The organism is Mycobacterium colombiense, from assembly GCF_001672755.1.
Lineage (GTDB): Bacteria > Actinomycetota > Actinomycetes > Mycobacteriales > Mycobacteriaceae > Mycobacterium > Mycobacterium colombiense_C.
Map to the genome: position 1 here is coordinate 13,390 of NZ_LZKI01000073.1, position 24,195 is coordinate 37,584.

25 protein-coding genes are annotated in these 24,195 nt (G+C 68.0%); 13 read left to right on the forward strand and 12 right to left on the reverse strand.

Annotated features, from left to right (window positions below; genetic code table 11):
* Positions 1-159 precede the first annotated feature (159 nt).
* From A5708_RS09775 to phoU, 4 genes are all read left to right on the forward strand, one after another.
* A complete protein-coding gene (locus tag A5708_RS09775) occupies positions 160-1,182 on the forward strand; it encodes an acyl-ACP desaturase (protein ID WP_065028424.1) in 1,023 nt (340 codons plus the stop codon).
* A gap of 7 nt (positions 1,183-1,189) precedes the next feature.
* Complete coding sequence (gene dusB, locus A5708_RS09780) at positions 1,190-2,323, forward strand: tRNA dihydrouridine synthase DusB (protein WP_065028425.1); 1,134 nt, start codon at positions 1,190-1,192, stop codon at positions 2,321-2,323.
* 207 nt (positions 2,324-2,530) lie between these two features.
* A complete protein-coding gene (locus A5708_RS09785) occupies positions 2,531-4,606 on the forward strand; it encodes an LCP family protein (RefSeq protein WP_065028426.1) in 2,076 nt (691 codons plus the stop codon).
* Between the two features lie 58 nt (positions 4,607-4,664).
* Positions 4,665-5,333 (forward strand): phosphate signaling complex protein PhoU, encoded by a 669-nt coding sequence (phoU, locus tag A5708_RS09790; RefSeq protein ID WP_065028427.1) that lies wholly within the window; start codon positions 4,665-4,667, stop codon positions 5,331-5,333.
* A gap of 13 nt (positions 5,334-5,346) precedes the next feature.
* Here the strand turns inward: phoU and pstB are convergent, their stop codons facing one another.
* The 6 genes from pstB to A5708_RS09820 form a co-directional block, all read right to left on the reverse strand.
* Positions 5,347-6,123, reverse strand: coding sequence for a phosphate ABC transporter ATP-binding protein PstB (pstB, locus tag A5708_RS09795; protein WP_065028428.1), 777 nt, complete (start codon positions 6,121-6,123; stop codon positions 5,347-5,349).
* Positions 6,124-7,050, reverse strand: coding sequence for a phosphate ABC transporter permease PstA (gene pstA / locus A5708_RS09800; protein ID WP_065028429.1), 927 nt, complete (start codon positions 7,048-7,050; stop codon positions 6,124-6,126).
* Entirely contained in the window at positions 7,047-8,081 is a 1,035-nt protein-coding gene (gene pstC, locus A5708_RS09805) for a phosphate ABC transporter permease subunit PstC (protein ID WP_419538318.1), read from the reverse strand. The genes pstA and pstC overlap by 4 nt, the downstream gene beginning before the upstream one ends.
* A gap of 51 nt (positions 8,082-8,132) precedes the next feature.
* On the reverse strand, positions 8,133-9,254 hold the full coding sequence (gene pstS / locus A5708_RS09810; protein WP_065028608.1) for a phosphate ABC transporter substrate-binding protein PstS: 1,122 nt from the start codon (positions 9,252-9,254) through the stop codon (positions 8,133-8,135).
* Between the two features lie 165 nt (positions 9,255-9,419).
* Positions 9,420-10,349, reverse strand: a complete 930-nt coding sequence (gene mshD, locus A5708_RS09815) for a mycothiol synthase (RefSeq protein WP_065028431.1) — start codon at positions 10,347-10,349, stop codon at positions 9,420-9,422.
* On the reverse strand, positions 10,346-11,119 hold the full coding sequence (locus tag A5708_RS09820) for a winged helix-turn-helix transcriptional regulator (RefSeq protein ID WP_065028432.1): 774 nt from the start codon (positions 11,117-11,119) through the stop codon (positions 10,346-10,348). Before A5708_RS09820 ends, mshD begins: the two co-directional genes overlap by 4 nt.
* Positions 11,120-11,332: 213 nt before the next feature.
* Here A5708_RS09820 and lmeA point away from each other — a divergent pair, with 213 nt between their 5' ends.
* The 7 genes from lmeA (at position 11,333) to A5708_RS09850 (ending at position 15,198) form a co-directional block, all read left to right on the forward strand.
* On the forward strand, positions 11,333-12,109 hold the full coding sequence (lmeA, locus tag A5708_RS09825) for a mannan chain length control protein LmeA (protein WP_065028609.1): 777 nt from the start codon (positions 11,333-11,335) through the stop codon (positions 12,107-12,109).
* Positions 12,106-12,525 carry a thioredoxin family protein gene (locus A5708_RS09830; protein WP_065028433.1) on the forward strand — a complete coding sequence of 140 codons (420 nt, stop codon included), beginning with the start codon at positions 12,106-12,108 and terminating at the stop codon, positions 12,523-12,525. The genes lmeA and A5708_RS09830 overlap by 4 nt, the downstream gene beginning before the upstream one ends.
* 29 nt (positions 12,526-12,554) lie before the next feature.
* Positions 12,555-12,644 carry an Ms5788A family Cys-rich leader peptide gene (locus A5708_RS27965; RefSeq protein WP_369332967.1) on the forward strand — a complete coding sequence of 30 codons (90 nt, stop codon included), beginning with the start codon at positions 12,555-12,557 and terminating at the stop codon, positions 12,642-12,644.
* Between the two features lie 103 nt (positions 12,645-12,747).
* The gene (locus A5708_RS09835; protein ID WP_065028434.1) at positions 12,748-13,221 is read left to right on the forward strand and encodes a DUF4395 domain-containing protein; all 474 of its coding nucleotides are present in this window, start codon (positions 12,748-12,750) and stop codon (positions 13,219-13,221) included.
* 36 nt (positions 13,222-13,257) lie between these two features.
* The gene (locus A5708_RS09840; RefSeq protein ID WP_065028435.1) at positions 13,258-14,091 is read left to right on the forward strand and encodes a sulfurtransferase; all 834 of its coding nucleotides are present in this window, start codon (positions 13,258-13,260) and stop codon (positions 14,089-14,091) included.
* 1 nt (position 14,092) lies between these two features.
* Positions 14,093-14,395 carry a DUF1416 domain-containing protein gene (locus A5708_RS09845; protein WP_007777644.1) on the forward strand — a complete coding sequence of 101 codons (303 nt, stop codon included), beginning with the start codon at positions 14,093-14,095 and terminating at the stop codon, positions 14,393-14,395.
* Positions 14,396-14,541: 146 nt separating this feature from the next.
* Entirely contained in the window at positions 14,542-15,198 is a 657-nt protein-coding gene (locus tag A5708_RS09850) for an FABP family protein (protein ID WP_065028436.1), read from the forward strand.
* A gap of 262 nt (positions 15,199-15,460) precedes the next feature.
* On the opposite strand, the gene A5708_RS09855 is transcribed toward A5708_RS09850, so the two are convergent.
* Positions 15,461-16,318: an aminodeoxychorismate lyase gene (locus tag A5708_RS09855; RefSeq protein ID WP_155765970.1), complete on the reverse strand. Its 858-nt coding sequence runs from the start codon at positions 16,316-16,318 to the stop codon at positions 15,461-15,463.
* A 109-nt stretch (positions 16,319-16,427) separates the two neighbouring features.
* Between A5708_RS09855 and A5708_RS09860 the strand changes: the two genes are divergently transcribed.
* Together A5708_RS09860 and A5708_RS09865 are read left to right on the forward strand one after the other, a co-directional pair.
* On the forward strand, positions 16,428-17,522 hold the full coding sequence (locus A5708_RS09860) for a YgfZ/GcvT domain-containing protein (protein ID WP_065028438.1): 1,095 nt from the start codon (positions 16,428-16,430) through the stop codon (positions 17,520-17,522).
* Between the two features lie 146 nt (positions 17,523-17,668).
* Entirely contained in the window at positions 17,669-17,854 is a 186-nt protein-coding gene (locus tag A5708_RS09865; protein WP_065028439.1) for a DUF3073 domain-containing protein, read from the forward strand.
* A 67-nt stretch (positions 17,855-17,921) separates the two neighbouring features.
* On the opposite strand, the gene purM is transcribed toward A5708_RS09865, so the two are convergent.
* From purM to purL, 5 genes are all read right to left on the reverse strand, one after another.
* On the reverse strand, positions 17,922-19,016 hold the full coding sequence (gene purM / locus A5708_RS09870) for a phosphoribosylformylglycinamidine cyclo-ligase (protein ID WP_065028440.1): 1,095 nt from the start codon (positions 19,014-19,016) through the stop codon (positions 17,922-17,924).
* 71 nt (positions 19,017-19,087) lie between these two features.
* Positions 19,088-20,614, reverse strand: a complete 1,527-nt coding sequence (purF, locus tag A5708_RS09875; protein ID WP_065028441.1) for an amidophosphoribosyltransferase — start codon at positions 20,612-20,614, stop codon at positions 19,088-19,090.
* 137 nt (positions 20,615-20,751) lie between these two features.
* Positions 20,752-21,141: a sterol carrier family protein gene (locus A5708_RS09880; protein WP_065028442.1), complete on the reverse strand. Its 390-nt coding sequence runs from the start codon at positions 21,139-21,141 to the stop codon at positions 20,752-20,754.
* A 65-nt stretch (positions 21,142-21,206) separates the two neighbouring features.
* On the reverse strand, positions 21,207-21,836 hold the full coding sequence (locus tag A5708_RS09885; protein ID WP_065028443.1) for a CPBP family intramembrane glutamic endopeptidase: 630 nt from the start codon (positions 21,834-21,836) through the stop codon (positions 21,207-21,209).
* A 19-nt stretch (positions 21,837-21,855) separates the two neighbouring features.
* On the reverse strand, positions 21,856-24,165 hold the full coding sequence (purL, locus tag A5708_RS09890) for a phosphoribosylformylglycinamidine synthase subunit PurL (protein WP_065028444.1): 2,310 nt from the start codon (positions 24,163-24,165) through the stop codon (positions 21,856-21,858).
* Positions 24,166-24,195: the final 30 nt, after the last annotated feature.

Below are 24,195 nucleotides of genomic sequence, written 5' to 3' on the forward strand. Positions count from 1 at the left end.
TAATCGCATCGGCAAGCCGTACAACTGAACCTGGTAGAGCGCCGCAGCTCCAAAACCGGCATCAAACCGTCACCTGGCGCGCCGGACGAGGAACTTGATGCTACTGAAGTACACAGATATATTGACTGCTACCCATCGACACAGATAACTGGAGGCCGTATGTCAGCCGGGCTGACCGACTTACAACTGCTTCACGAACTCGAGCCGTTCGTCGAGAAGTACCTGAATCGGCACGAGAGCATGCACAAGAACTGGAACCCACACGACTACATCCCGTGGTCGGACGGCAAGAACTACTACGCGCTCGGGGGACAGGACTGGGAGCCAGGTCAGTCACAGCTGTCTGACGTCGCCCAGGTGGCGATGGTGCAGAACTTGATGACCGAGGACAACCTGCCGTCGTATCACCGCGAGATCGCGATGAACTTCGGCATGGATGGCGCGTGGGGACAGTGGGTCAACCGTTGGACCGCCGAGGAGAACCGGCACGGCATCGCGCTGCGCGATTACCTGGTCGTGACCCGCGCGGTCGACCCTGTCGAGCTGGAGAAGCTGCGCATCGAGGTGGTGAACCGGGGCTTCAGCCCTGGCCAGAACCAGCAGATTCGAGCCGATTTGTTCGCCGAGAGCCTGTTCGACTCGGTCATCTATGTCACGTTCCAGGAGCTGGCCACCCGGATTTCGCACCGCAACACCGGTAAGGCCTGCAACGAGACCATCGCCGACCAGTTGCTGGCCAAGATCTCGGCCGACGAAAACCTGCACATGATCTTCTACCGCGACGTCAGCGACGCCGGGTTCGCGGCCGCGCCCAATCAGGCGATGAAGTCGCTGCACAAGGTGCTGCGCAACTTCCAGATGCCGGGCTACCAGGTGCCCGAGTTCCGCCGGAAGGCCGTCGCCATCGCCGTCGGCGGCGTCTACGACCCGCGTATCCACCTCGACGAGGTGGTCATGCCGGTGCTGAGGAAATGGCGCATCTTCGAGCGTGAGGACTTCACCGGTGAGGCGGCCGCCATGCGCGACGATCTCGCCCTGCTGATCAAGGAGCTCGAGCAGACCTGCGACAAGTTCGAGATCTCCAAGCGGCGTCAGCTCGAGCGGGAAGCCCGCACCGGCAAGAGGACCACCGCAGCCGAGCTGCACCAGACCGCGGGCACGCTGACCATGAGCCGGCGGTAACCAAGCGGTGCGCATCGGTTCCATCGCGCTCGCCAGCCCGGTGGTTCTGGCACCGATGGCGGGCGTGACAAACGTCGCATTCCGGACGCTGTGCCGCGAGCTCGAGCAAGCCAAGGCCGGCACGGTCAGCGGACTCTACGTCTGCGAGATGGTAACGGCGCGTGCGCTTGTCGAGCGTCATCCGGCCACCATGCACATGACCACGTTCGCCGCCGACGAGTCACCGCGCTCGCTGCAGCTCTACACCGTCGACCCCGCGACCACCTATGCGGCCGCCAAGATGATCGCCGACGAAGGCCTGGCCGATCACATCGACATGAATTTCGGCTGTCCGGTGCCCAAGGTGACCAAGCGCGGCGGCGGGTCGGCGCTGCCGTACAAGCGGCGGCTGTTCGGTCAGATCGTCGCCGCGGCGGTGCGCGGCACCGAGGGCACCCGGATACCGGTGACCGTCAAGTTCCGCATCGGCATCGACGACGAACACCACACGCACCTCGACGCCGGCCGCATCGCCGAAGCCGAAGGGGCCGCCGCGGTCGCGCTGCACGCCCGCACGGCGGCGCAGCGCTACTCCGGCACCGCCGACTGGGAGGAGATCGCCCGGCTCAAGCAGCAGGTGCGCACGATCCCGGTGCTCGGCAACGGCGACATCTATGACGCCAGCGACGCGCTGACCATGATGGCCACCACGGGCTGCGACGGCGTCGTCATCGGGCGCGGCTGCCTGGGCCGGCCCTGGCTTTTCGCCGAGCTGTCGGCAGCGTTCACCGGCGGCCCGCCGCCCACGCCGCCGACGCTGGGCGAGGTCGCCGACATCGTGCGACGGCACGGGCAGCTGCTTGCCGCGCACTTCGGCGAGGACAAGGGCATGCGCGACATCCGTAAGCACATCGGCTGGTACCTGCACGGCTTCCCGGCCGGCTCGGAGCTGCGCCGGGCGCTGGCGATGGTCAAGACGCTCGACGAGCTGGACTCTCTGCTCGACCGGCTGGACGGCGCCGTGCCGTTCCCCGACGAGGCGACGGGCCCGCGCGGCCGACAGGGTTCACCGGCCCGGGTGGTGCTGCCGGAGGGTTGGCTGACCGATCCGGACGACTGCACGGTGCCGGCCGGCGCCGACGTGATGCACTCCGGTGGCTGAACCGACAACTTGAAATCGCGTCCGGAGCAATAACTCAGTACGATGTGGGCTTTGTTGCATGCGCGTGGGTGGCGGATGGGTTCGGTGCCGCTGCACCAGGGCAACGAAAGTGGTTGGCACCAGCGGTAGCGCCCGCAATGCGGGGCTGCGCTCACATACGCACGGACACGCTGACGTCTGCAGCAGAGCTTCGGAGGCCGGTACGACATGAGTGACGCCGAGAGCGACGCCACTCGTAATGGTCGGCGCGGCCCGGGCGGGGCGCACGCCCATCCGATCGCGGCCGACCCGTCGCGGTCGGGCGCCGCTCCCTGGGAGCGATTCTTCGACACCCCGGCCGACGACAACCTGCACCGCTGGCAGCCCGAGGCCCCTATCGAGCCCGTCGCAACGCCGGAAGAGGAACCCGAACAGGGCGGATCCCACACCGGCGGCGGCGTCAGCGTCGCCGATCTGATCGCCAAAGTCGGCGCCCCCGGCAGGCCCGTCCACCATCGTGCCGCTCCGGAGGATCCCGAGGTCGAGCCGTTCGGCGTAGAGCCTTCCGGCGCCGAGCCGGGCCTGCCGATCGAGCTGCAGACAACGCAGGTGATCGACGACCTGGCCTACTCCATGGACGCCGTCGCCGAGCTTCGCGCCCTCGAGGCCGCCGACTATCCCAACGACGACGACCCCGAAGATCTGGCCCCAGACCCCGGCGCCGAGGAACCTAAACGCCAGCGCCGCCCGCTACTGGTGGCCGCGCGGTCGACGGCCGCGCTGGCCGCGGTGCTGGCCCTGGCCATGACCGGCGGGGCATGGCAGTGGAGTTCGTCGAAAAACGCCCGGCTGAACACGATCAGCGCGCTGGACCAGAACTCCAGCGACATCCGCGACCCGGGCGGCCAATACGGCGACGAGGACTTCTTGATCGTCGGCCTTGACTCGCGGGCGGGCGACAACGCCAACATGGGCGCCGGCACCACCGACGACGCCGACGGGGAACGCTCGGACACGGTCATGCTGGTCAACATTCCGGCCAACCGTAAGCGCGTGGTGGCTGTGTCGTTCCCCCGCGACCTGGCGATCACCCCGATGCAGTGCGAAGCGTGGAATCCCGAAACCGGCAAGTACGGGCCCCTCTACGACCCGAAGACCAAGACCTACGGCCCGAAGATGGTCTACACCGAGACCAAACTGAACTCGGCGTTCGCCTTCGGCGGCCCGAAGTGCCTGGTGAAGGAAATCCAGAAGCTGTCCGGCTTGAACATCAACCGCTTCATCGCCGTCGACTTCTCCGGCTTCGCGAAGATGGTCGACGCCCTCGGCGGCGTCGAGGTCTGCTCGAGCACGCCGCTGCACGACTACGAGTTGGGCACGGTGCTCGAACACGGTGGGCGCCAGGTCCTCGACGGCTCCACCGCCTTGAGCTACGTGCGGGCGCGCCAGGTCACCACCGAGGTCAACGGCGATTACGGCCGGATCAAACGCCAGCAGCTGTTCTTGTCGTCGCTGCTGCGGTCGTTGATCTCCGAAGACACGCTGTTGGACCCCACCAAACTCAACAACGTCGTCAACATGTTCATCAGCGACACCGTCGTCGACAACGTGCGATCCAAGGACCTGATCCAGCTCGGTCAGTCGCTGCAGGGCATGGCGGCCGGGCACGTCACGTTCGTCACCGTGCCGACCGGTGTGACCGACCAGAACGGCGACGAGCCGCCACGGATTGCCGACATGCGGGCGCTGTTCGATGCCGTCATCAACGACGATCCGCTGCCCGAGGAGAACGACCAGAACGCCCAGAATCTGAGTACGTCTCCGACCAAGGGCCCGTCGAAGGCGCCGACCACCAAGAAGACGCCGGCACCGGCGCCGGAGGCGCAACACGAGCAGGTCACCACGACCTCGCCCAGCGGCGTGACGGTGCGGGTTTCCAACGCCACCACGCAAACCGGTCTGGCGGCCACCGCTACCACCCAGCTCAAGCAGGACGGGTTCAACGTCATGTCGCCCGACGACTATCCGAGCTCGGTGAACGCGACCACCGTGCTGTTCTCGCCGGGCAACGAAGAAGCCGCCGCCACCGTCGCGTCCTCGTTCGCCAACGCGAAAGTCCAGCGGGTTTCGGGCTACGGGCAGGTCGTGCAGGTGGTCCTGGGCCCCGACTTCAAGTCGGTCGCCAGCCCGCAGCCCAGCGGATCGTCGATGAGCCTGCAGATCGAACGCGGTTCGAGCAATGCGCCGGCCAAGCTACCCGAGGACCTGACCGTCACCAACGCGGCCGACACCACCTGCGAGTAACCGCATTTGACGGCGCTCCGCCGCCCGTTTCGAACGGCGAGACCGTAGGCTTGGTGCTATGCGGACCGCCTACCACGAGCAACTCTCGGAGTTGTCCGAGCGCCTCGGCGAGATGTGCGGCTTGGCAGGAATCGCCATGGAGCGGGCCACCCAGGCCCTGCTGCAGGCCGACTTGGTGCTGGCCGAACAAGTCATCTCCGATCATGAAGCCATCGCCGCGCTGAGTGCGCAGGCCGAAGAAAGCGCCTTCGTACTGCTGGCATTACAGGCACCGGTGGCCGGCGATCTACGGGCCATCGTCAGCGCCATCCAGATGGTGGCGGACATCGACCGGATGGGTGCACTGGCGCTGCACGTGGCCAAGATCGCCCGGCGGCGCCATCCCCAGCACGCGCTGCCCGAAGAGGTCAACGGCTACTTCGCCGAAATGGGCAGCATCGCGGTCGAATTGGGCAACAGCGCCCAAGAGGTGGTGTTGTCCCGCGACCCGGAGAAGGCCGCCCGGATCCGCGAAGAAGACGACGCCATGGACGATCTGCACCGGCATCTGTTCTCGGTGCTGATGGACCGGGAATGGAAGCACGGCGTCGCGGCGGCCGTCGACGTGACGCTGCTGGGCCGGTTCTACGAGCGCTTCGCCGACCATGCCGTCGAGGTGGCCCGACGGGTCATCTTCCAGGCGACCGGCAAACTTCCCGAGGAAGAAGCGAAATCCGCATCGCAGTAATTGCGGCGCCCGGCTAGCCGAAGCGGCCGGAAATGTAGTCCTCGGTCGCCTTCTGACTCGGGTTGGAGAAGATCTTCTCGGTGTCGTCGACTTCGATCAGCCGCCCCGGCTTTCCGACGGCCTCCAGGTTGAAGAACGCCGTGTAGTCGCTGACCCGGGCGGCCTGCTGCATGTTGTGCGTGACGATGACGATGGTGTAGTCCTGCTTCAGTTCGCTGATCAGCTCTTCGATGGCCATCGTGGAGATCGGGTCCAGGGCCGAACACGGCTCGTCCATCAGCAGCACATCGGGTTGCACGGCGATGGCCCGTGCGATACACAGGCGCTGCTGCTGCCCGCCGGACAGTCCGCCGCCGGGCCGGTCCAACCGGTTCTTGACCTCGTCCCACAGGTTCGCCCCGCGCAGCGAATACTCGGCGGTCTCGTCGAGCACCTTGCGGTTGCGCACACCCTGCAGCTTCAGGCCGGCGACGACGTTGTCGCGAATTGACATGGCGGGGAACGGGTTCGGTCGCTGGAACACCATGCCGATGGCCCGGCGCACGCCGACCGGGTCGACTCCGGCGCCGTAGATGTCTTCGTCGTCAAGCAGCACGCTGCCCTCGACCCGTCCGCCGGGCACCACCTCGTGCATCCGGTTGAGCGTGCGCAACACCGTCGTCTTGCCGCAACCCGACGGGCCGATGAACGCCGTCACGCTGCGGGGCAGAACCGACAGCGTCACATCCGAGACCGCGTGAAACGATCCGTAATAGATGTTGACGCCTTTGAGGTCCAACCGTTTGGCCACTTAGTGCTCCTGCCTGTGACTTCTGACGCCCAGAAATTTCGCTATCACCCGGGCCGCGACGTTGATGGTGGCGATCACCAGGATGAGGGTTAACGCGGCACCCCACAACCGATCCGTGGGGATGGGGTTGAGGCTAGCGCCGGCCGTCGTCTGGTTGAACATCATGCCGGGCAGCGTCCCCATGAACCCGCTGAAGATATCGAAGTTCATCGATTGTGCGTAACCGACGAGGATCAGCAGCGGCGCGGTCTCCCCCATCACCCGGGCCATGGCCAGCAGTATCCCGGTGACGATGCCGGACAGCCCGGTGGGGATGACCACCCGGGCAATGGTTTTCCACTTGGTGATGCCCAGCGCGTAGCTCGCCTCGCGAAGGTCCATCGGGACGATCCGCAGCATCTCCTCAGTGGCCCGCACGATCACCGGGAGCATCAGCAGGACCAGCGCCAGCGACACCGCGAACTCCGACCGGGGAAGTCCCAGCGTTGCCACGCACAACGCATAGATGAACAGTGCCGCAACGATTGACGGCACACCGCTGAGGATGTCCACCATGAACGAGGCCAATCTGCCCAGCGCGGTGCCACCGCCGTACTCGACGAGATAGATCGCGACCATCAGCCCGAGCGGGACGGAGATGAGGGCGCACAACAATCCCTGCAGCACGGTGCCCACCAGCGCGTGGTAGGCGCCTCCGCCGGTCACGAATGCCGTCATCCCCGCTTGCGAGTGCGACCACCATGTGGTTGACGCCACCGCCTTGAAGCCCTTGGCGACCACCGACCACAGCACCATCACCAGCGGGGTCACCGCAATTAGCAGTGCCAACGAAACAAGCAGGGTCGCAATGTAATTCGTGATACGACGGCGCCAGCTGACCGACGAGAACGTCCGCGGCTTGAGCGGGCGGTCCAGCATCGAGGTCATCGGGCGCCCTTCCGCTCGGCTCCGGCGACGGCGCCCCGCGCCAGGGCGTCGACCAGGAAGGTGAGGACGAACAGCGTCAGCCCGGCGGCGATGTACGCGCCGGCCTTGTACCGGTCGTCGAATTCGGCCGCGGCGCCGGCGATCTTGGTCGCGAACGTGGAGCCGCCGTCGAACAGTGACCAGCCGAACGCCGATTGGGTGCCGCGCAGGATGATCAGCAGCGCCACCGTCTCGCCCAGGGCGCGGCCCAGCCCGAGCATCGAGCCGCTGACGTAGCCCGACCGACCGAACGGCAGCGTGACCATCTTGACCACTTCCCAGCGCGTGGCACCGAGCGCCAGCATGGCCTCGATCTGGTCCTGCGGTGTCTGGACGAAGACCTCGCGCGTGACCGCGGTGATGATCGGCAGGATCATCACCGCCAGGACGACACCGCCGGTGAAGATCGTGCCCCCGCCCGCGGGCGACGCGTTGCCGCTGGCGAACAGAAAGCACCAGCCCAGTGAGCGATTGAGCCAAACGGCGACGGGCCGCAGCTGGGGCGCCAGCACGTACAGGCCCCACGCCCCGTAGATGATCGAGGGCACCGCGGCCAGCAGGTCGACCGAGTAGGCCAGCGGTGTGGCGACCCGCCGCGGCGCGTATTGGGTGATGAAAATGGCCACGCCCAGCGCGACCGGCATGGCCAGGATCAACGCGAACAGCGACACGAACACGGTGACCGGGACCAGGCTGGCGATGCCGAAGTGCATCGCGGAGGGATCGGTGGTGACCCACACACCGCCGTAGCTGAAGAAGTTCTCCCGATTGCGGTGCAGCGCCGGTATCGCGCGTCCGAGCAGAAAGGCGGCGATCGCGGCGATGACCACGATGATGACCACCCCCGACGACTGCGCGAGCCGGCGGAAGACCCGGTCCGCCACATCGGGCCGCCCCTCCCCCCAGGGGCTGGTCGGTGTGGCCTGCTTCTCCGGATACGGCGCGGCGACAACCGCACCCGAACCCGCGTCGATGGGATTTGGCGTTGTCACTGTGATCCCGTCACAGTTCTGCTGTCGCTCCTTGAAACCCGGTTCACTTGGTTACTGCATCGCGTTGATGGCCGTGATCAGTCGCTCCCTGACCTTATCGGGCAGCGGGACGTAGCCGGCCTTCGCGAGTTCGCCCTGCGCGCTCGTGGCGGATATGGAGAGAAACGATTTGACGGCCGCGGCGGTCTGCGCGTCGTAGCCCTTTGAGCACACGATCTCGTAGGTGACCAGCAGCAGCGGGTAGACGCCCGGTTCCTCCGAGCCGTACATGGCATTGAGGTCGAGCACCAGGTCATCGCCCTCGGCCAGGAAGCGGGCCGCGTTGACGGCGTTCCCGGCCGTGTCGTTGGTCAGCGGAATCACGCCGCCGCGGGTGGCGATTTTGGCGTAGGGCACGCCGGCCTGGTCGGCGAAGCCCTTCTCGACGTATCCGATGGCGCCCGGGGTGGCCCGCACGGCCTGGATGACGCCGGCCGACTTCGCGGCGCCCTCGCCGACGCCGCCCTGAAATTCCGTGCCGACCCCTTTGGACCAGCTCTGCGGCGCGGCCGCGGTCAGATACTTCTGAACGTTGTCGGTGGTCCCGGACGAGTCGGTCCGGTAGATCGGCGTGATCTTGGAGTCGGGCAGCGCCGTGCCCGGATTCAGGGCCGCCAGGATCGGGTCGTTCCAGCTGGTGATCCTGCCGGTGAAGATCTTGGCCAGCGCGTCACTGTTGACCACCAGGGCCGGATTTCCGGGCAGGTTGTAGACGATCCCGATGGGGCCGAAGACCAGCGGCAGGTCCCACGCCGGGTTCCCGTCGCAGCGTTTGGCCGCGGGCCCGATCTGGTCGGCGACCAAGGGAGAGTCCGCGCCCGCGAAATCGACATGTCCGACGATGAACTGCTCACGGCCGGCGCCCGATCCGGTCGGGTTGTAGGCCAGGCCTTTGCCCGGGCAGTACCGACCCCACACCTGGTTGAACACCGTGATCGCGTTTTCCTGAGCGGTCGAGCCCTCCGCCGTCAGCTTGTCCTTGCCGCCGCACCCCGCCGTTCCGGTTATGCCGGAGCTGGGCGCACCGGCCCCGCGGGGATTCTCGTCGCTGCCGCAGGCGGTCAGCGTTCCGGCACCGAGCGCCGTCGCCAACGCCACGGCGGCCAGCGCCCTGCCCTGCCTGTCGAGCCTCACCGATCTCGCTTTCCTGACGCGTTCCGGACGCATGTGGGCGCCGCTGGCCATCTGTCATGTGAGGTTGCCGAGCGCCGGCGAAAATATGCGCCAACGCGGTGCGCAGCAACGTCTTGGTGGCCAGGACCAGATTAACGATCTGGGTACGCGCGGCTCATACCCGCGTCATCTGGCCGCGGGTACGACCGCGTACGCGGTGTCGACGCTGTAGGTGCTGAAGCCCAAACGCTGGTAGGTCCGCACCGCGGCGACGTTGTCCGACTCCACGTAGAGCAGCACGGTGGGCTCCGGAGCGTCAGCGAGGCGTCGGCCCAACCAGTCGATGCCGACGGCGGTCAACACCTGCCCCAGGCCGCGGCCCTGCGCCGACGGGTCGACGCCCACCACGTACACCTCGCCCAGCCCGGGTCGATCGAGATGCACCTTCGTCCAGTGGAAACCCAGCAACGTGCCGGCCTCACTGCCCGAGTCGGCGAACGCAAGGAACAGGCCCGCCGGGTCGAACCACGGTTCGTTGCGGCGCTCCGCCAGCTCGACATCGGTCCAGCCGCCCTGTTCGGGATGGTAGGCAAACGCGGCATTGTTGACCCGCAGCAGTTCGGCGTCGTCGGCGGTGCCCGCATAGGTGCGGATCTTGACCCCGGGCACCGACGGCACGGTTTCGGGCAGGTCGCGCAGCGAGCGTCGCATCTGCATCAGTTCCCGCACGGGCGCCAGGCCCAGCGCCGCCGCGGTCGCGCGGGCCGGCTCGAGCGTGCCGTGCGCCCAGAACCGGTTTCCCGCACCGGTTTTGGCCAGCGCCGCGCGTGCCAGTGTGGACCCGATACCGCGGCGACGCGCCTGCGGGTGCACCACGAGTTCGGCCATCCCGGTCTCCCCCTCGCGTGGCGGACTCAGGTTGAGGTAGCCGACGATCGCATCGCCGGCCTCGGGATTCGTGATCAGCAGATGCTCGGTGCGGTCATGTCCGAGCTCGCGCAGCACCTGCTCGCCAACCGGCGAGACGCCATCGGATTCGGTTGCCGCACTGACAAGTTCGCGTACGCCCCGCTGCTCTTCGACCGTCAGCGCCCGGCGCCAGTCGGGCGGCGTCACTGCGTGTGTAACGGATCGACCAACGGATCTTGGACGCCCTGCGATTCGGATTCGGCGTCGACTTCGTCGGCCTCGTCGGGCTCGGCGACCGGCGTGCGGCCCCGCGCCGGGCGTACCGCCTTGTAGCCGACGTTGCGGACGGTGCCGATCAGCGCCTCGTACTCGGGACCGAGTTTGGCCCGCAGCCGGCGCACGTGCACATCCACGGTGCGGGTGCCGCCGAAGAAGTCGTATCCCCACACCTCGTGCAGCAGCTGCGCACGGGTGAACACCCGCCCGGCGTGTTGAGCCAGGTACTTGAGCAGCTCGAATTCTTTGTACGTGAGATCCAGCGGACGGCCCCGCAGCCGGGCGGTGTAGGTGCCTTCGTCGATCACCAACTCGCCCAGGCTGACCTTGCCGGCGCTCTCTTGGTCCGCGAGCACGCCGCGACGGCCGATCACCAGCCGTAGCCGCGCATCGACCTCGGCGGGCCCGGTGGTGGGCAGCAGGATCTCGTCCAGGCCCCAGTCCGAGCTGACGGCCACCAGCCCGCCCTCACTCACCACGGCCAGCACCGGGACCGACCGGCCGGCGGTGCTCAACAGGCGGCACAGCCCGCGCGCCGAGGACAGATCGGTGCGGGCGTCGACGAGCACCGCATCCGCAGTCCCGGCCTCGAGCAACGAAGAGGGTTCTGGCGGCGCCGTCCGGACGGCATGTGGAAGCAGGGACAGCGACGGCAAGACCGGGTCGGGATGAAGCTCCGAGGTCAGCAGTAGTAGCTCCAACTAGCCCCTCCAGCTCGGGGGAACGGCATCTCCCAATTTCACAACGTCGTTAAGCGTTAGTTACCAGGTCATCTAACGATAACGTGTCACCTGGCTTTTTCGCGTGGCAGACAAGCCGGTGTGAGCGCCGCCACGACCGATCCGGCGGCGACCGGCGCTCCGGTGTTGCGCCACAATGTCCGGGTGCGCAAGGTGCTGATTGCTGTGACCGTGATGGCGATCCTGGTTGCGGTGGTCGCCCTTGGCGCGATCGGTTTCGACTACGGGACCAGCATCTATGCCGAATACCGGCTGTCGTCCAGCGTCCGTAAAGCGGCCAGGCTGGGCACCGACCCGTTCGTGGCCATCGTGGCGTTTCCGTTCATTCCGCAGGCGATGCGCGGCAACTACAGCCAGGTGGAGATCAAGGCCAACGCCGTCGACCACGCGATGACCGGCCGGGCCACCCTGGAGGCCACGATGTACTCGGTGGACCTCGCCCGGGCGTCGTGGCTGATCGGCCCCGACGCGAAGCTCGCGGTGGGCAAGCTGGAGAGCCGCATCATCGTCGACTCGACGCACCTGGGCCGGTTCATGGGCATCAGCGACCTGATGGTCGAGGCGCCGCCTAAGGAAACCAACACCTCCACTGGCGGCGTGACCGCGTCGGGCATCTCGGACAGCCACGGGCTGGTGTTCACCGGCACACCCAAATCGGCGGGCTTCGATCGCCGGGTCAGCGTCTCGGTCGACCTGTCCATCGCCCCCGACGACCCGGCGACGCTGGTGTTCACCCCGACCGGCGTGCTCACCGGATCGGACACCGCCAACCAGACCGTGCCGGCGGACAAACAGGGCGCCGTGCTGCACGCCTTCAGCGGCAGGCTGCCCAATCAGCGCCTGCCGTTCGGTGTCGCGCCGACCACCGAGGGCGCTCGGGGATCCGACGTCATCATCGAGGGCATCACCCATGGAGTAACCGTGACCCTCGACGGGTTTAAGCAGTCATGACCGTCATAGTCGTGACCGTCGCGGTGCTCGCCGCGGCAACCCTGGCCGGGTGGTTGCTGACCCGGCGCTCCGGACGCATCCGCGAAGTCGACACCAAGCCGGATCGGGACACCGACGCCGACATCGCGGCGCTGGGGCTGTCCCGCAGCGGGCCGACCGTGGTGCATTTCAGCGCCCCGTGGTGCGGGCCGTGTGATCGGGTCCGCCGGGTCGTCGAGCAGGTCTGCGACGACCTGGGCGATGTGGCGCACGTCGAGGTCGACCTGGACGCCAATCCGGACACCGCACGCCGGTATTCGGTCTTGTCATTGCCCACCACGTTGATCTTCGACGTCGACGGCCGGCAGCGATACCGCACGTCCGGAGTGCCCAGCAGCGCCGACCTGCGGTCCGCCCTGAAACCGCTGTTGGCTTGACCACCGTGTCATTGGGTAAGCTGACCGACGTGTCAGCCCGCCTCGAGCCCATGCTCACCCAGCGTCGCGCAGTTGAACTGTGCCGCACTGCGGGCTGTTGTTGTTGCTGTTGCTGCTGAGTAGCCGCGCTTCCGCGTAGCACTCGGAGCGGCCCGGGTTCCAGACCGTGGCACGTCTCCATTCGTCGTTCCGTCAGCAACAGAGGTATCGAGGAGTAGTACCTTGCCAAGCAACAACACCACCACGCAGCAGCCCGACCTGGTCGACGTGCGTGGACCACGATTCGCAGCTTGGGTCACCACCGCAGTCTTGCTGCTCGCGCTCGTCGTGTCCGCGGCAAGTCCGCCGGCCGCGGCGGTGATCCTGACCGTCCAGGCCGTCATCTTCGCCATCGGCGCGGCCGGTGGGCCGCGCAAGCACCCCTACGGCCGGATCTTCGCCGCCGTCGTCGCACCGCGGCTGGGCCCGGTGCAGGATCGCGAGCCGACCCCACCGCTGAAGTTCGCCCAACTGGTCGGCTTGATCTTCGCGGCGCTCGGAATCGCCGGATTCGCCACCGGCGCCGTCCTGTTCGGCGTCATCGCCACCGCGGCCGCCCTTGCGGCCGCGTTCCTCAACGCGGCCTTCGGTGTCTGCCTCGGCTGCCAGCTCTATCCGCTGGTGGCCCGTTTCCGGCGCCCTGCGCGTCCCACCTGACCTGCTGTAACAAAAGCGATTGAAAGGATCCACTCCATGGCACGCTCCGACGTCCTGGTCTCCACCGACTGGGCTGAGAGCAATCTCGACGCCTCAGGCGTCGTCTTCGTCGAAGTCGACGAAGACACCAGCGCTTACGACGCCGGCCACATCCCCGGCGCGATCAAGCTGGACTGGCGCTCCGACTTGCAGGACCCGGTCAAACGCGACTTCGTCGACGCTCAGCAGTTCTCCAAACTGCTCAGCGAGCGGGGCATCTCGAACGACGACACCGTGATCCTGTACGGCGGCAACAACAACTGGTTCGCCGCCTACGCCTACTGGTACTTCAAGCTGTACGGCCACGACAAGGTCAAGCTGCTCGACGGCGGCCGCAAGAAATGGGAGCTCGACGGCCGCGCGCTGTCCAGCGAGCCCGTCAACCGGCCGGCGACGTCGTACACCGCCGCCGCACCGGACAACACCATCCGGGCGTTCCGCGACGACGTCATCGCCGCCATCAACGTCAAGAACCTGGTCGACGTGCGCTCCCCCGACGAGTTCTCCGGCAAGATCCTGGCGCCCGCGCACCTGCCGCAGGAGCAAAGCCAGCGGCCCGGCCACATCCCCGGCGCCATCAACGTGCCGTGGAGCAAGGCCGCGAACGAGGACGGCACCTTCAAGTCCGACGAGGAGCTGGCCAAGCTCTACGCCGGCGCCGGCCTCGACGGGGACAAGGAAACGATCGCCTACTGCCGCATCGGCGAGCGGTCGTCGCACACGTGGTTCGTTCTCTATGAATTGCTCGGGCATCGGAATGTGAAGAACTACGACGGCAGTTGGACGGAATACGGCTCCCTGGTGGGTGCCCCGATCGAGTTGGGAAGCTGATATGTGCTCTGCACCGAAACAAGGACTGACATTGCCCGCCAGCGTCGACCTGGAGAAGGAAACGGTGATCACCGGTCGCGTCGTGGACGGCGAGGGCCAGGCAGTGGGGGGCGCGTTCGTCCGCTTGCTGGACTCCTCGGACGAGTTCACCGCCGAGGTGGTGGCGTCGGCCACCGGTGACTTCCGGTTCTTCGCCGCACCGGGATCCTGGACCCTGCGTGCCCTGTCGAAGGCCGGCAACGGCGACGCCGTGGTGGCGCCGTCCGGTGCGGGCATCCACGAGGTCGACGTCAAGATCGCCTGACCCGCCGGCCGCCCCCGACGGGGACGCCGCGGGACGAATAGACTTGGCCCCGTGGTGCTGTTCTTCGAGATCATGCTGGTTGTGGCGGTCGTGGTGATTTCATGGTTCGCCCTGTACACCCTCTATCGGCTCATCACTGACGAGTCGTGAGTTCCGACGAACCGCTGAGTTCCGCCGGTTCCGGCGACCGGGCCGTGGCCGCCGCCGCTGAGCGCGCCAAGCTGACCGCCGGGCGCAACATCCCGTCCTACGATGACCTGCCCCTGCCCGCCGACACCGCGAACCTCCGCGAAGGCGCCAACCTGAGCGATGACCTGTTGGCGCTGTTGCCGCTGGTGGGTGTCTGGCGCGGCGAAGGCGAAGGCCGTGGGCACGACGGCGATTACCGCTTCGGCCAGCAGATCGTGGTCTCGCACGACGGCGGCGACTACCTGAACTGGGAAGCCCGGTCCTGGCGGCTCAGCGAGACGGGCGACTACGAAGAACGCGGCCTGCGCGAGACCGGTTTCTGGCGCTTTGTCCCCGATCCCGACGACCCCGGCGAATCTCACGCGATCGAACTGCTGCTGGCCCATTCGGCGGGCTACGTCGAGCTGTTCTACGGCCGCCCGCTGACCCAGTCGTCGTGGGAGTTGGTCACCGACGCGCTGGCCCGCAGCAGGTCGGGCGTGCTGGTCGGCGGCGCCAAACGCCTCTACGGCATCGTCGAGGGCGGCGACCTCGCCTACGTCGAGGAGCGGGTGGACGCCGACGGCGGTCTGGTGCCGCATCTTTCGGCTCGGCTGTCCCGCTTCGCCGGTTAGCGACCGGCCCGCGCCGCTACCGCGTCCAGACATGGAGCGGCCCCCGAGCCGTGTTCCTGGTTGGACAAAAACCGGAAGCTCGGGGGCCGGGTGACTGCGGGGAATTCGCTAGCGCACTTGTGACGCCAGCTCTTCCGAGCAGTGCTGCTAGCGCGCAGCCACCTCACATGTCCATGAAGCTATCAATTTCGCGGACCACCTCCTTCCTTGTGTACGACCGACCGTACCGGCGGATCGGCCAGCCGACAACAGAATTCAGCGCTCAGCGATCGCTGACGATGGCGGCGTCGATCAGTTCGGCGAAGTCCGTCGCCATCGGTGACGGCTGCAGCGGACGCCCATCGAGGGTGTGCACGCGGGCGGCCAAGGTCATGCTGGAGATCAGCCAAACGCCTTGGGCGGCATGCAGATCCGCGACGCGCAGCGCCCGGTAGTCGCAGTCATAGCCCTTGTCCCTGGCCACCTCGAACAAGGCCTGCTGGGTGGTGCCGCGCAGGATCGGATACCACGGCGGCGGCGTCAGCAGGCACGGCGTCTCGGAGGCGGTGGCGATCACCACCGTCGAGCGTGGGCCTTCCAGAATGTAGCCGTCCGTGCTGACGAAGATCACGTCACCGGCATCCTGATGGGCGGCATGGCGCAGGGCCGCCATATTGACCGCGTAGGACAGGGTCTTGGCGCCGGCCAGCAGCCAGGGCATTGCATCGACACCGCTGGCGGGCAGCCCGCGGTCGAGCGTGATCGCCGCCAGCCCGCCACTGCGGACCGCCGTCACCCGTTCGGGAACGGCGTTGACCATGACGAAGGCCGTCGGCACCGAACCGCCCTCGCGCCCGCGGCTGTAGATCAACCGCATCGCGCCCTCGTCGGCGCTGCCCGCGCACCACTGACGGGTGGCTACCTCGATCGCGCGTCGCCACCGCGGCAGATCCGGCTCGGGCAGATCGGTCAGTGCGGCCGACTGGGTGAGCCGCTGCAGATGCGACTCGATCAGACAGGCCCTGCCGTCGCGAACCAACAGCGTCTCGAAGACACCGTCGCCGCGGACCGCTGCCAGGTCGTCGGCGTGCAGCAGGGGCGCGTCGGGCGAATGTATTTCGCCGTCCAGCGTGACGATCACACCCGTTGGGCCGGCCATGGTGGAGAAGCCTATCCAATGCCCCCAGCCCGCGACCGCAATCGCGGCGACGCCGGGCTCGCCCGGGCCGGCCGGTCCGTAGAGTTGACTCGTGACCCGCGCTGTTCCCGCCCCTGAGACCGGACCCGACGCCGGTGCCGTCTGGCATTACGGCGACCCGCTCGGCGAGCAGCGTGCGGCCGACAACGAGGCGATACTGGTCGACCGCTCGCACCGCGGCGTGCTCACCCTGACCGGAAACGACCGGCAGACCTGGTTGCACAGCATTTCGACGCAGTTCGTCAGCGACCTCCCCGATGGCGCCAGCACGCAGAACCTCAGCCTCGACGGCCAGGGCCGCGTCGAGGATCACTGGATCCAGACCGAGCTGGCCGGCGCCACCTACCTCGACACCGAGCCATGGCGGGCCGAGCCGCTGCTGCAATACCTGCACAAGATGGTGTTCTGGTCGGAGGTCACCCCGGCCGCCGCCGATCTGGCCGTGCTGTCGTTGCTCGGCCCGAAGCTGGCTGATCAGACGGTTCTCGACGCGCTCGGGGTGGATGCGCTGCCCGCCGAGCTGACCGCGGTTGCCATCGGCGACGGCTTCGTGCGGCGGATGCCGGGCACCCCGGGCGGCCAGATCGAGCTGGACCTGCTGGTTCCGCGCGCGGCGGTCGGCGACTGGCGAAAACGCCTGGCGCAGGCCGGGGTGCGGCCCAGCGGGGTGTGGGCCTACGAAGCCCACCGCGTCGCGGCGGTGCGGCCCCGTCTCGGCGTCGACACCGATGAGCGCACGATTCCGCACGAGGTGGGATGGATCGGGGGCCCCGACGCCGGGGCCGTCCACCTGGACAAGGGCTGTTACCGCGGGCAGGAGACCGTCGCGCGGGTGCACAATTTGGGCAGGCCGCCTCGCATGCTGGTGCTGCTGCACCTCGACGGATCGGTGGACCGGCCGTCGACCGCGGATCCGGTGCTGGCCGGCGGCCGCACGGTCGGCCGCCTCGGCACCGTCGTCGACCACGTGGATCTCGGCCCCATAGCACTGGCACTGCTGAAGCGCGGGCTGCCCGCAGACACGGAATTGGCGACCGGAGCGGAGGCCTCGGTGGCTGCGGTGATCGATGCCGATTCCCTGCCTGCAACCGAACAGATCGGCGCCGGACGGTTAGCTGTTGAACGGTTGCGGGGCGGTGCGGGATAATGAACGGTAACGTCCGCCACAGCAAGCAGGGGGCGCCAACGCCCGGTGGCGGGGCACGGTAAACTGTTGGCAGGACAATACGACACCAGGAGATCGGAGCCGCCTACTCGTTAGGCCGCTCCGTTATTGCGCGAGGGGGTTCCCCCATGGGCCGCGGCCGGGCTAAGGCAAAGCAGACCAAGGTTGCTCGAGAACTCAAATACAGTTCTCCGCAGACCGACTTCCAGCGGCTTCAGCAAGAGCTGTCCGGAACGGGTTCGGACGAGTCCAGCGAACTGGACAGCGACGGATCCGACGAATCCTGGGACGACCAGGACAGCTGGCGGCGGTAGAGCCAACGCCCCGGCGCCGATGCGTAGTGCACCGGCGCCGCATTAGTTGTATCGGAGTCCGAGCTCCCTAGAATCGCGGGTGCTGACCGACCATCTTGGCCCGCGGGCCCTCTTTCCCGCCTTTGCCGACGGTGCCCAGTACCCAGCAGTCCAGGTGCCGGGCGGTCAGGATGGCCAGGGCGCGGTCGGTGTCTTCGGGAGCCACGATGGCGATCATGCCGACACCCATGTTGAACGTCTTCTCCATCTCCTCGCGCGTCACCCGGCCACGCTGGGCGATCATGGCGAACACCGGCGCGGGCGTCCACGTGCCGCGGTCCATCTCGGCGACCAGCCCGTGCGGGATGACACGTTGCAGATTGCCGGCCAGCCCGCCGCCGGTGACGTGGCAGAAGGTGCGGACGTGGGTTTCGGCCGTGAGCGCCAGGCAGTCCTTGGCGTAGATGAGGGTGGGTTCGAGCAGCTCTTCGCCCAGGGTGCGGCCGAACTCCTCCACATAGCCCTCGAGGTTCATCCGGTCGATTTCGAGCAGCACGGTGCGCGCCAGCGAATATCCGTTGGAGTGCAGGCCGGACGAGCCCATCGCGATGATGACGTCGCCGGGCTTGACACGGTCGGGCCCCAGCACGTCGTCGGCCTCGACGACACCGATGCCGGTGGCCGAGATGTCGTAGTGGTCCGGTTCCATCAGGCCGGGGTGTTCGGCCGTCTCGCCGCCCAGTAGCGCGCAGCCGGCCCGCACACATCCCTCGGCGATGCCACTGACGATGGCGCTCAACCGTTCCGGGACCGTGCGGCCCACCGCGATGTAGTCCTGCAGGAACAGCGGTTCGGCGCCGCACACCACCAGGTCGTCGACCACCATCGCGACCAGGTCCAGCCCGACGGTGTCGTGCTTGTCCATCGCCTGGGCGACCGCCAGCTTGGTGCCGACGCCATCGGTGGAGGCCGCGAGCAGCGGTTCGCGGTAGTCGCCGCGTAGCGCGAACAGGCCGGCGAATCCGCCCAGGCCGCCCCGAACCTCGGGTCGCGTGGCTTTTGTGGCCAGCGGCTTGAACAATTCGACGGCGCGATCGCCGGCTTCAATGTCCACCCCGGCCGACGCGTAGGTGATGCCCTGACTGCCGTGCTGGCGTCCGGGGCTCTTTCCGGGATCCGTCATCGCGATAAAGGCTACCGGGCGCCGCTGACGGCCGGTATCAAACGTCGGCGAAGGTGTACAACCGAGTTCCCTCAGCGCACCACGGGCACTTCGTCGGCCGCGAGATCGTCGAGGCCGGCGCCGCGAGCGGCGTTCGCGAGCATGTGCTCGATGACGTTCTTGCCCAACGCGGTTTCCCCGGGCAGTTCGATCGGATACTGGCCGTCGAAGCACGCGGTGCACAGCCGCGACGCCGGCTGTTCGGAGGCCGCGACCAGCCCGCGTAGCGAGATGTAGCCCAGCGAGTCGGCGCCGATGGCATGCCGCACCGCCTCGAGCATCTCCTTCTTGTCTTCGACCGCGTTGGCGATCAGTTCGGCCGGCGACGGGAAGTCGATGCCGTAGAAGCAGGGCCATTTGACCGGGGGCGAGGCGATCCGGACGTGCACTTCGACCGCCCCGGCCTCGCGCAGCATCCGCAGCAGGGCGCGCTGGGTGTTGCCGCGCACGATCGAGTCGTCGACGACGATGAGTCGCTTGCCGCGGATCACCTCGCGAAGCGGATTGAGCTTCAGCCGGATACCGAGTTGGCGAATGGTCTGCGACGGCTGGATGAAGGTGCGGCCGACGTAGGCGTTCTTCATCAGACCCTGGCCGTAGGGGATGCCCGACTCCTGCGCGTATCCGACCGCGGCGGGCGTGCCCGACTCGGGCACGCCGATCACCAGGTCGGCCTCGACGGGACGCTCCCGGGCCAGCCGCCGACCGATCTCCACCCGCGTCGCGTGGACGGACCGGCCGGCGATCGTGCTGTCCGGTCGGGCCAGGTAGACGTACTCGAAGACGCAGCCCTTGGGGGTGGGGTTGGCGAAACGCGTGGAACGGACGCCGTCGGCGTCGATCGCCAGCAATTCGCCCGGTTCGATGTCGCGCACGAACGACGCGCCGACGATGTCGAGCGCCGCCGTCTCGGAGGCCACCACCCAGCCGCGGTCCAGCCGTCCGAGCGAAAGTGGCCGCACCCCATGCGGATCGCGGCACGCGTACAGGGTGTTCTCGTCCATGAAGGTGAGGCAGAACGCGCCGCGCACGGTCGGCAGCAGGTCCAGCGCCGCCTGCTCCAGGGTGGCGTCCGCCGCGCCGTGGGCCAGCAGCGCGCCCAGGATGTCCGAGTCCGTGGTGGCCGGCGCCGGGGCGCGCTTGGCGATCAGCCCCTCGTCGCGGGCGCGGGCCGCGAGCTCGGCGGTGTTGACCAGGTTCCCGTTGTGTCCCAACGCAACCCCGGTGCCCGCCGCGGTGTTGCGGAACACCGGCTGCGCGTTTTCCCAAGTCGTGTCGCCAGTGGTCGAGTAGCGACAGTGGCCGATGGCGACGTGGCCCTGCATGGCGCCCAGCGTCTGCTCGTCGAACACCTGGCTGACCAGGCCGAGGTCTTTGAAGACCAGCACCTGGGATCCATCGGCGACGGCGATGCCGGCCGCTTCCTGGCCGCGATGCTGCAGCGCGTACAAGCCGTAATAAGTGAGTTTGGCGACGTCCTCGCCCGGGGCCCAGACCCCGAATACACCGCATTCTTCACGGGGTGCGCTGAAATCCTCTTCGGGCTCTTGGACGGTCACGATTAGGCAGCTCCCCGGGGAACGGTTGGTGACGTAACGGAGTCTACGGGCACCGGAGCCGCGCCGACGAATCCCCCGGGCGTGTTGAGCGAGGAATTGCCGGTGGAAATCCCTAAACCTGCAGTTCAGGGTTATGTTCAGCCCACATCGAACAAGGGCAGGCAGTGGCCAATCTCACCGGCACGCGAGCCGGAAAGCCGCAGCGCACCGGTGCTCTGGGCTTCGGCGAACGACGACTTTCCGGTGGCCAGCAGCAGCCAGGTCCGCGGGTCGGTCTCCACCACATTGGGTGGCGTGCCCCGGGTGTGGGTGGGCCCGGCGATGCACTGCACGGCGACGAACGGCGGGATGCGCAGCTCGACGCTGCGACCGGGCGCCACGGCGGCCAGGGTGCGGGCGGTCAGCCGCACGGCCGTCGCCAATTCCTGCCGGTCGGGCGCCGGGCGAGATTCGTCGCGCAGCCAGTCCGCGACGGCCAGCACGGCCTGCCGGGTCGTCGCCGGATCGGCTTTGTCGCGCGGGGCCATACCCCAGCGTCTCAAAATCGTGGGGCCCGCCGCTCGAGGGCTGCGCCTCATCCCCGGACGACCGGTCAGCGCTTCGAGGCCTGCACGGCCAGCACGGCGATCGCCCCTGCTTCGTTGATGGCCAGGTGCGCGAGCATGGGTGCGGCCAGGCTGCCCGACCGGTCGGCCAGCCAACCGAAGAGCCAGCCCGCGATGCCGGTGACCAGCACGGTGCCGGCCACCGGCTCACCGGTCGCGCGCGCATCGGCGATGTGCGACAGGCCAAAAGCGCCGGCCTGCAACAACCGTCCGCCGCGTTGTCCGAATGCGGCGGAGCCGGCGGCGGCCAGCGCCCCGCGAAAGGCGGACTCCTCCGACCACACGGTGGCCACCGGTATCCGCAGCAGCAGCCAATCCGGCGCCGTCGCCGGCGGCTCGCGGCCGGCCATCGATCGGCGCACCGGCGGCAGCAGGGTGGTCGCCGCGACCGCGCAAGCCGTCGGCAACGCGGCCAGCGACCCCAGCCGCAGGCCGGCCCGTAGCCGGGGCGGGCCCAGGCCGAGGGGCGCACGCGTAATCGACACCAGCAGGCCGCCCGCGCCGGCCTGCAGCACCGCTCGCCACCAGGCCGGCAACCGGGGACTGACGAAGCTCCAGCCGACCAGTGCGGCGGCCAACAACAATGCACCAGCCCGACGAAAATGCTTGTCAGACATCAGGTGTCGCTGTGGGCACTCAGCCGAAGAGCCGCGGCAGCACCGCCTCGGAGGTCTCGCGCAGTTCGGCCAGCGAGACCGTGAACAGTCCCTGGACCTCCACCGCGTCGGACGCCTGGTCGACCACGCCGATGCGCACCGCCGGCAGCCCCCGCGCCTCGCACATCGAACGGAACCGGCTCTCCTCGGTGCGCGGCACCGCCACCAACACGCGGCCCGCCGACTCGGAGAACAACGTCACGAACGGGTCGGCATCCTCGGGAAGCACGATGCGACAACCGGTTTCGCCGGCCAGGGCGGCTTCGACGATGGCCTGCGCGAGACCGCCTTCGGACAGGTCGTGCGCCGCGGACACCAGGCCGTCGCGCGACGCCGAACGCAGCACCTCGCCGAGCAGCTTCTCGCGGGCCAGGTCCACCTTGGGCGGGAGCCCGCCGAGATGGTCGGCGGTCACCTGCGCCCAGACCGAACCGTCGAACTCGTCGCGCGTATCTCCAAGCAGCATCAGGGTTTCCCCGGGCTCGGTGCCCAGACCGGTGGGGATGCGCCGGCCGACGTCGTCGATGACGCCGAGCACCCCGACCACCGGGGTGGGCAGGATCGCCGTCGACCCCGTCTGGTTGTAGAAGCTGACGTTGCCGCCCGTCACCGGAATGCCCAGGGCCACACAGCCGTCGGCCAGGCCGCGCACCGCCTGCGAAAACTGCCACATCACCCCGGGGTCTTCGGGCGAACCGAAATTCAGGCAGTTGGTCACCGCGACCGGGGCCGCCCCGGTGACGGCGACGTTGCGGTAGGCCTCGGCGAGGGCGAGCTGGGCGCCGGCGTAGGGATCCAGCTTCGTGTAGCGGCCCGACGCGTCGGTCGACAAGGCGATGCCGCGGCCGGTGGATTCGTCGACGCGCAGCACGCCGCCGTCGGCGTGCTCGGCCAGCACGGTGTTGCCGCGCACGTACCGGTCGTACTGCTCGGTGATGAATGCGCGGCTGCACAGGTGCGGACTGCCCAGCAGCGCAAGCAAAGTCGCGCGCAGTTCACCACCGGTGGCCGGGCGCGGCAGCCGCGTCGAGCTGTCATCGTTCAGGGCGTCCTGCGTGTCGGGGCGGGCGACCGGACGCTGGTAGACCGGGCCTTCGTGGGCGACGGTGCGCGGCGGCACGTCGACGACCGTCTGGCCCTGCCAGGTGATCCGCAACCGGTCGCCGTCGGTGACCTCGCCGATCACCGTGGCCAGCACGTCCCACTTGCGGCAGACCGCCATGAAGGCGTCGACGTTTTCCGGTGTGACGACGGCGCACATCCGCTCCTGCGACTCGCTGCACAGGATCTCCGCGGGCGTCATCTGGCTGGTCCGCAGCGGCACGGTCTCCAGCTGGATCGCCATCCCGCCGTCGCCAGCTGACGCCAATTCCGAAGTGGCGCATGACAATCCGGCACCGCCCAGGTCCTGGATGCCGACCACCAGGTGACCGGCGTACAGCTCGAGGCAGCACTCGATGAGCACCTTCTCCATGAACGGGTCGCCGACCTGAACCGAGGGCAGCTTCTTGCGGGCCGGTCCCCCGCCGTCTTCGATATCGAACGTGTCCGACGCCAGCACCGACACTCCGCCGATGCCGTCGAGTCCGGTGCGGGCACCGAAGAGGATGATCTTGTTGCCGGTGCCGGAGGCGAAGGCCAGATGCAGGTCCTCCTGGCGCAGCACACCGACGCACATGGCGTTCACCAACGGGTTGCCGGCGTAGCACGCATCGAAGACGGTCTCGCCGCCGATGTTGGGCAGGCCCAACGAGTTGCCGTAGCCGCCGATGCCGCGGACCACGCCGTCGACCACGCGACGGGTATCCGGCGCATCCGCGGCGCCGAACCGGAGTTGGTCCATCACCGCGACCGGCCGCGCGCCCATCGCCATGATGTCGCGGACGATCCCGCCGACCCCGGTGGCCGCACCCTGATAGGGCTCGACGTAGGACGGGTGGTTGTGCGACTCGACTTTGAATGTGACCGCCCAGCCGTCGCCGATGTCGACGACGCCGGCGTTCTCGCCGATGCCGGCCAGCATGCCGGCGCGCATCTCGTCGGTGGTGGTCTCGCCGAAGTAGCGCAGGTGCACCTTGGACGACTTGTAGGAGCAGTGCTCGCTCCACATCACCGAGTACATCGCCAGCTCGGTGTCGGTGGGGCGACGGCCGAGGATCTCGCGGATGCGCTGATATTCGTCGTCTTTGAGGCCCAGCTCGGCGAAGGGCTGCGGTTCGTCGGGAGTGGTGGCGGCGTGCTCGACGGTGTCGATGGCCTGGGTGCGCGCACTCGTCCCGGAGACAGTCACGCCAGACAGTCTAGGGCTGGGCGGCCCCCG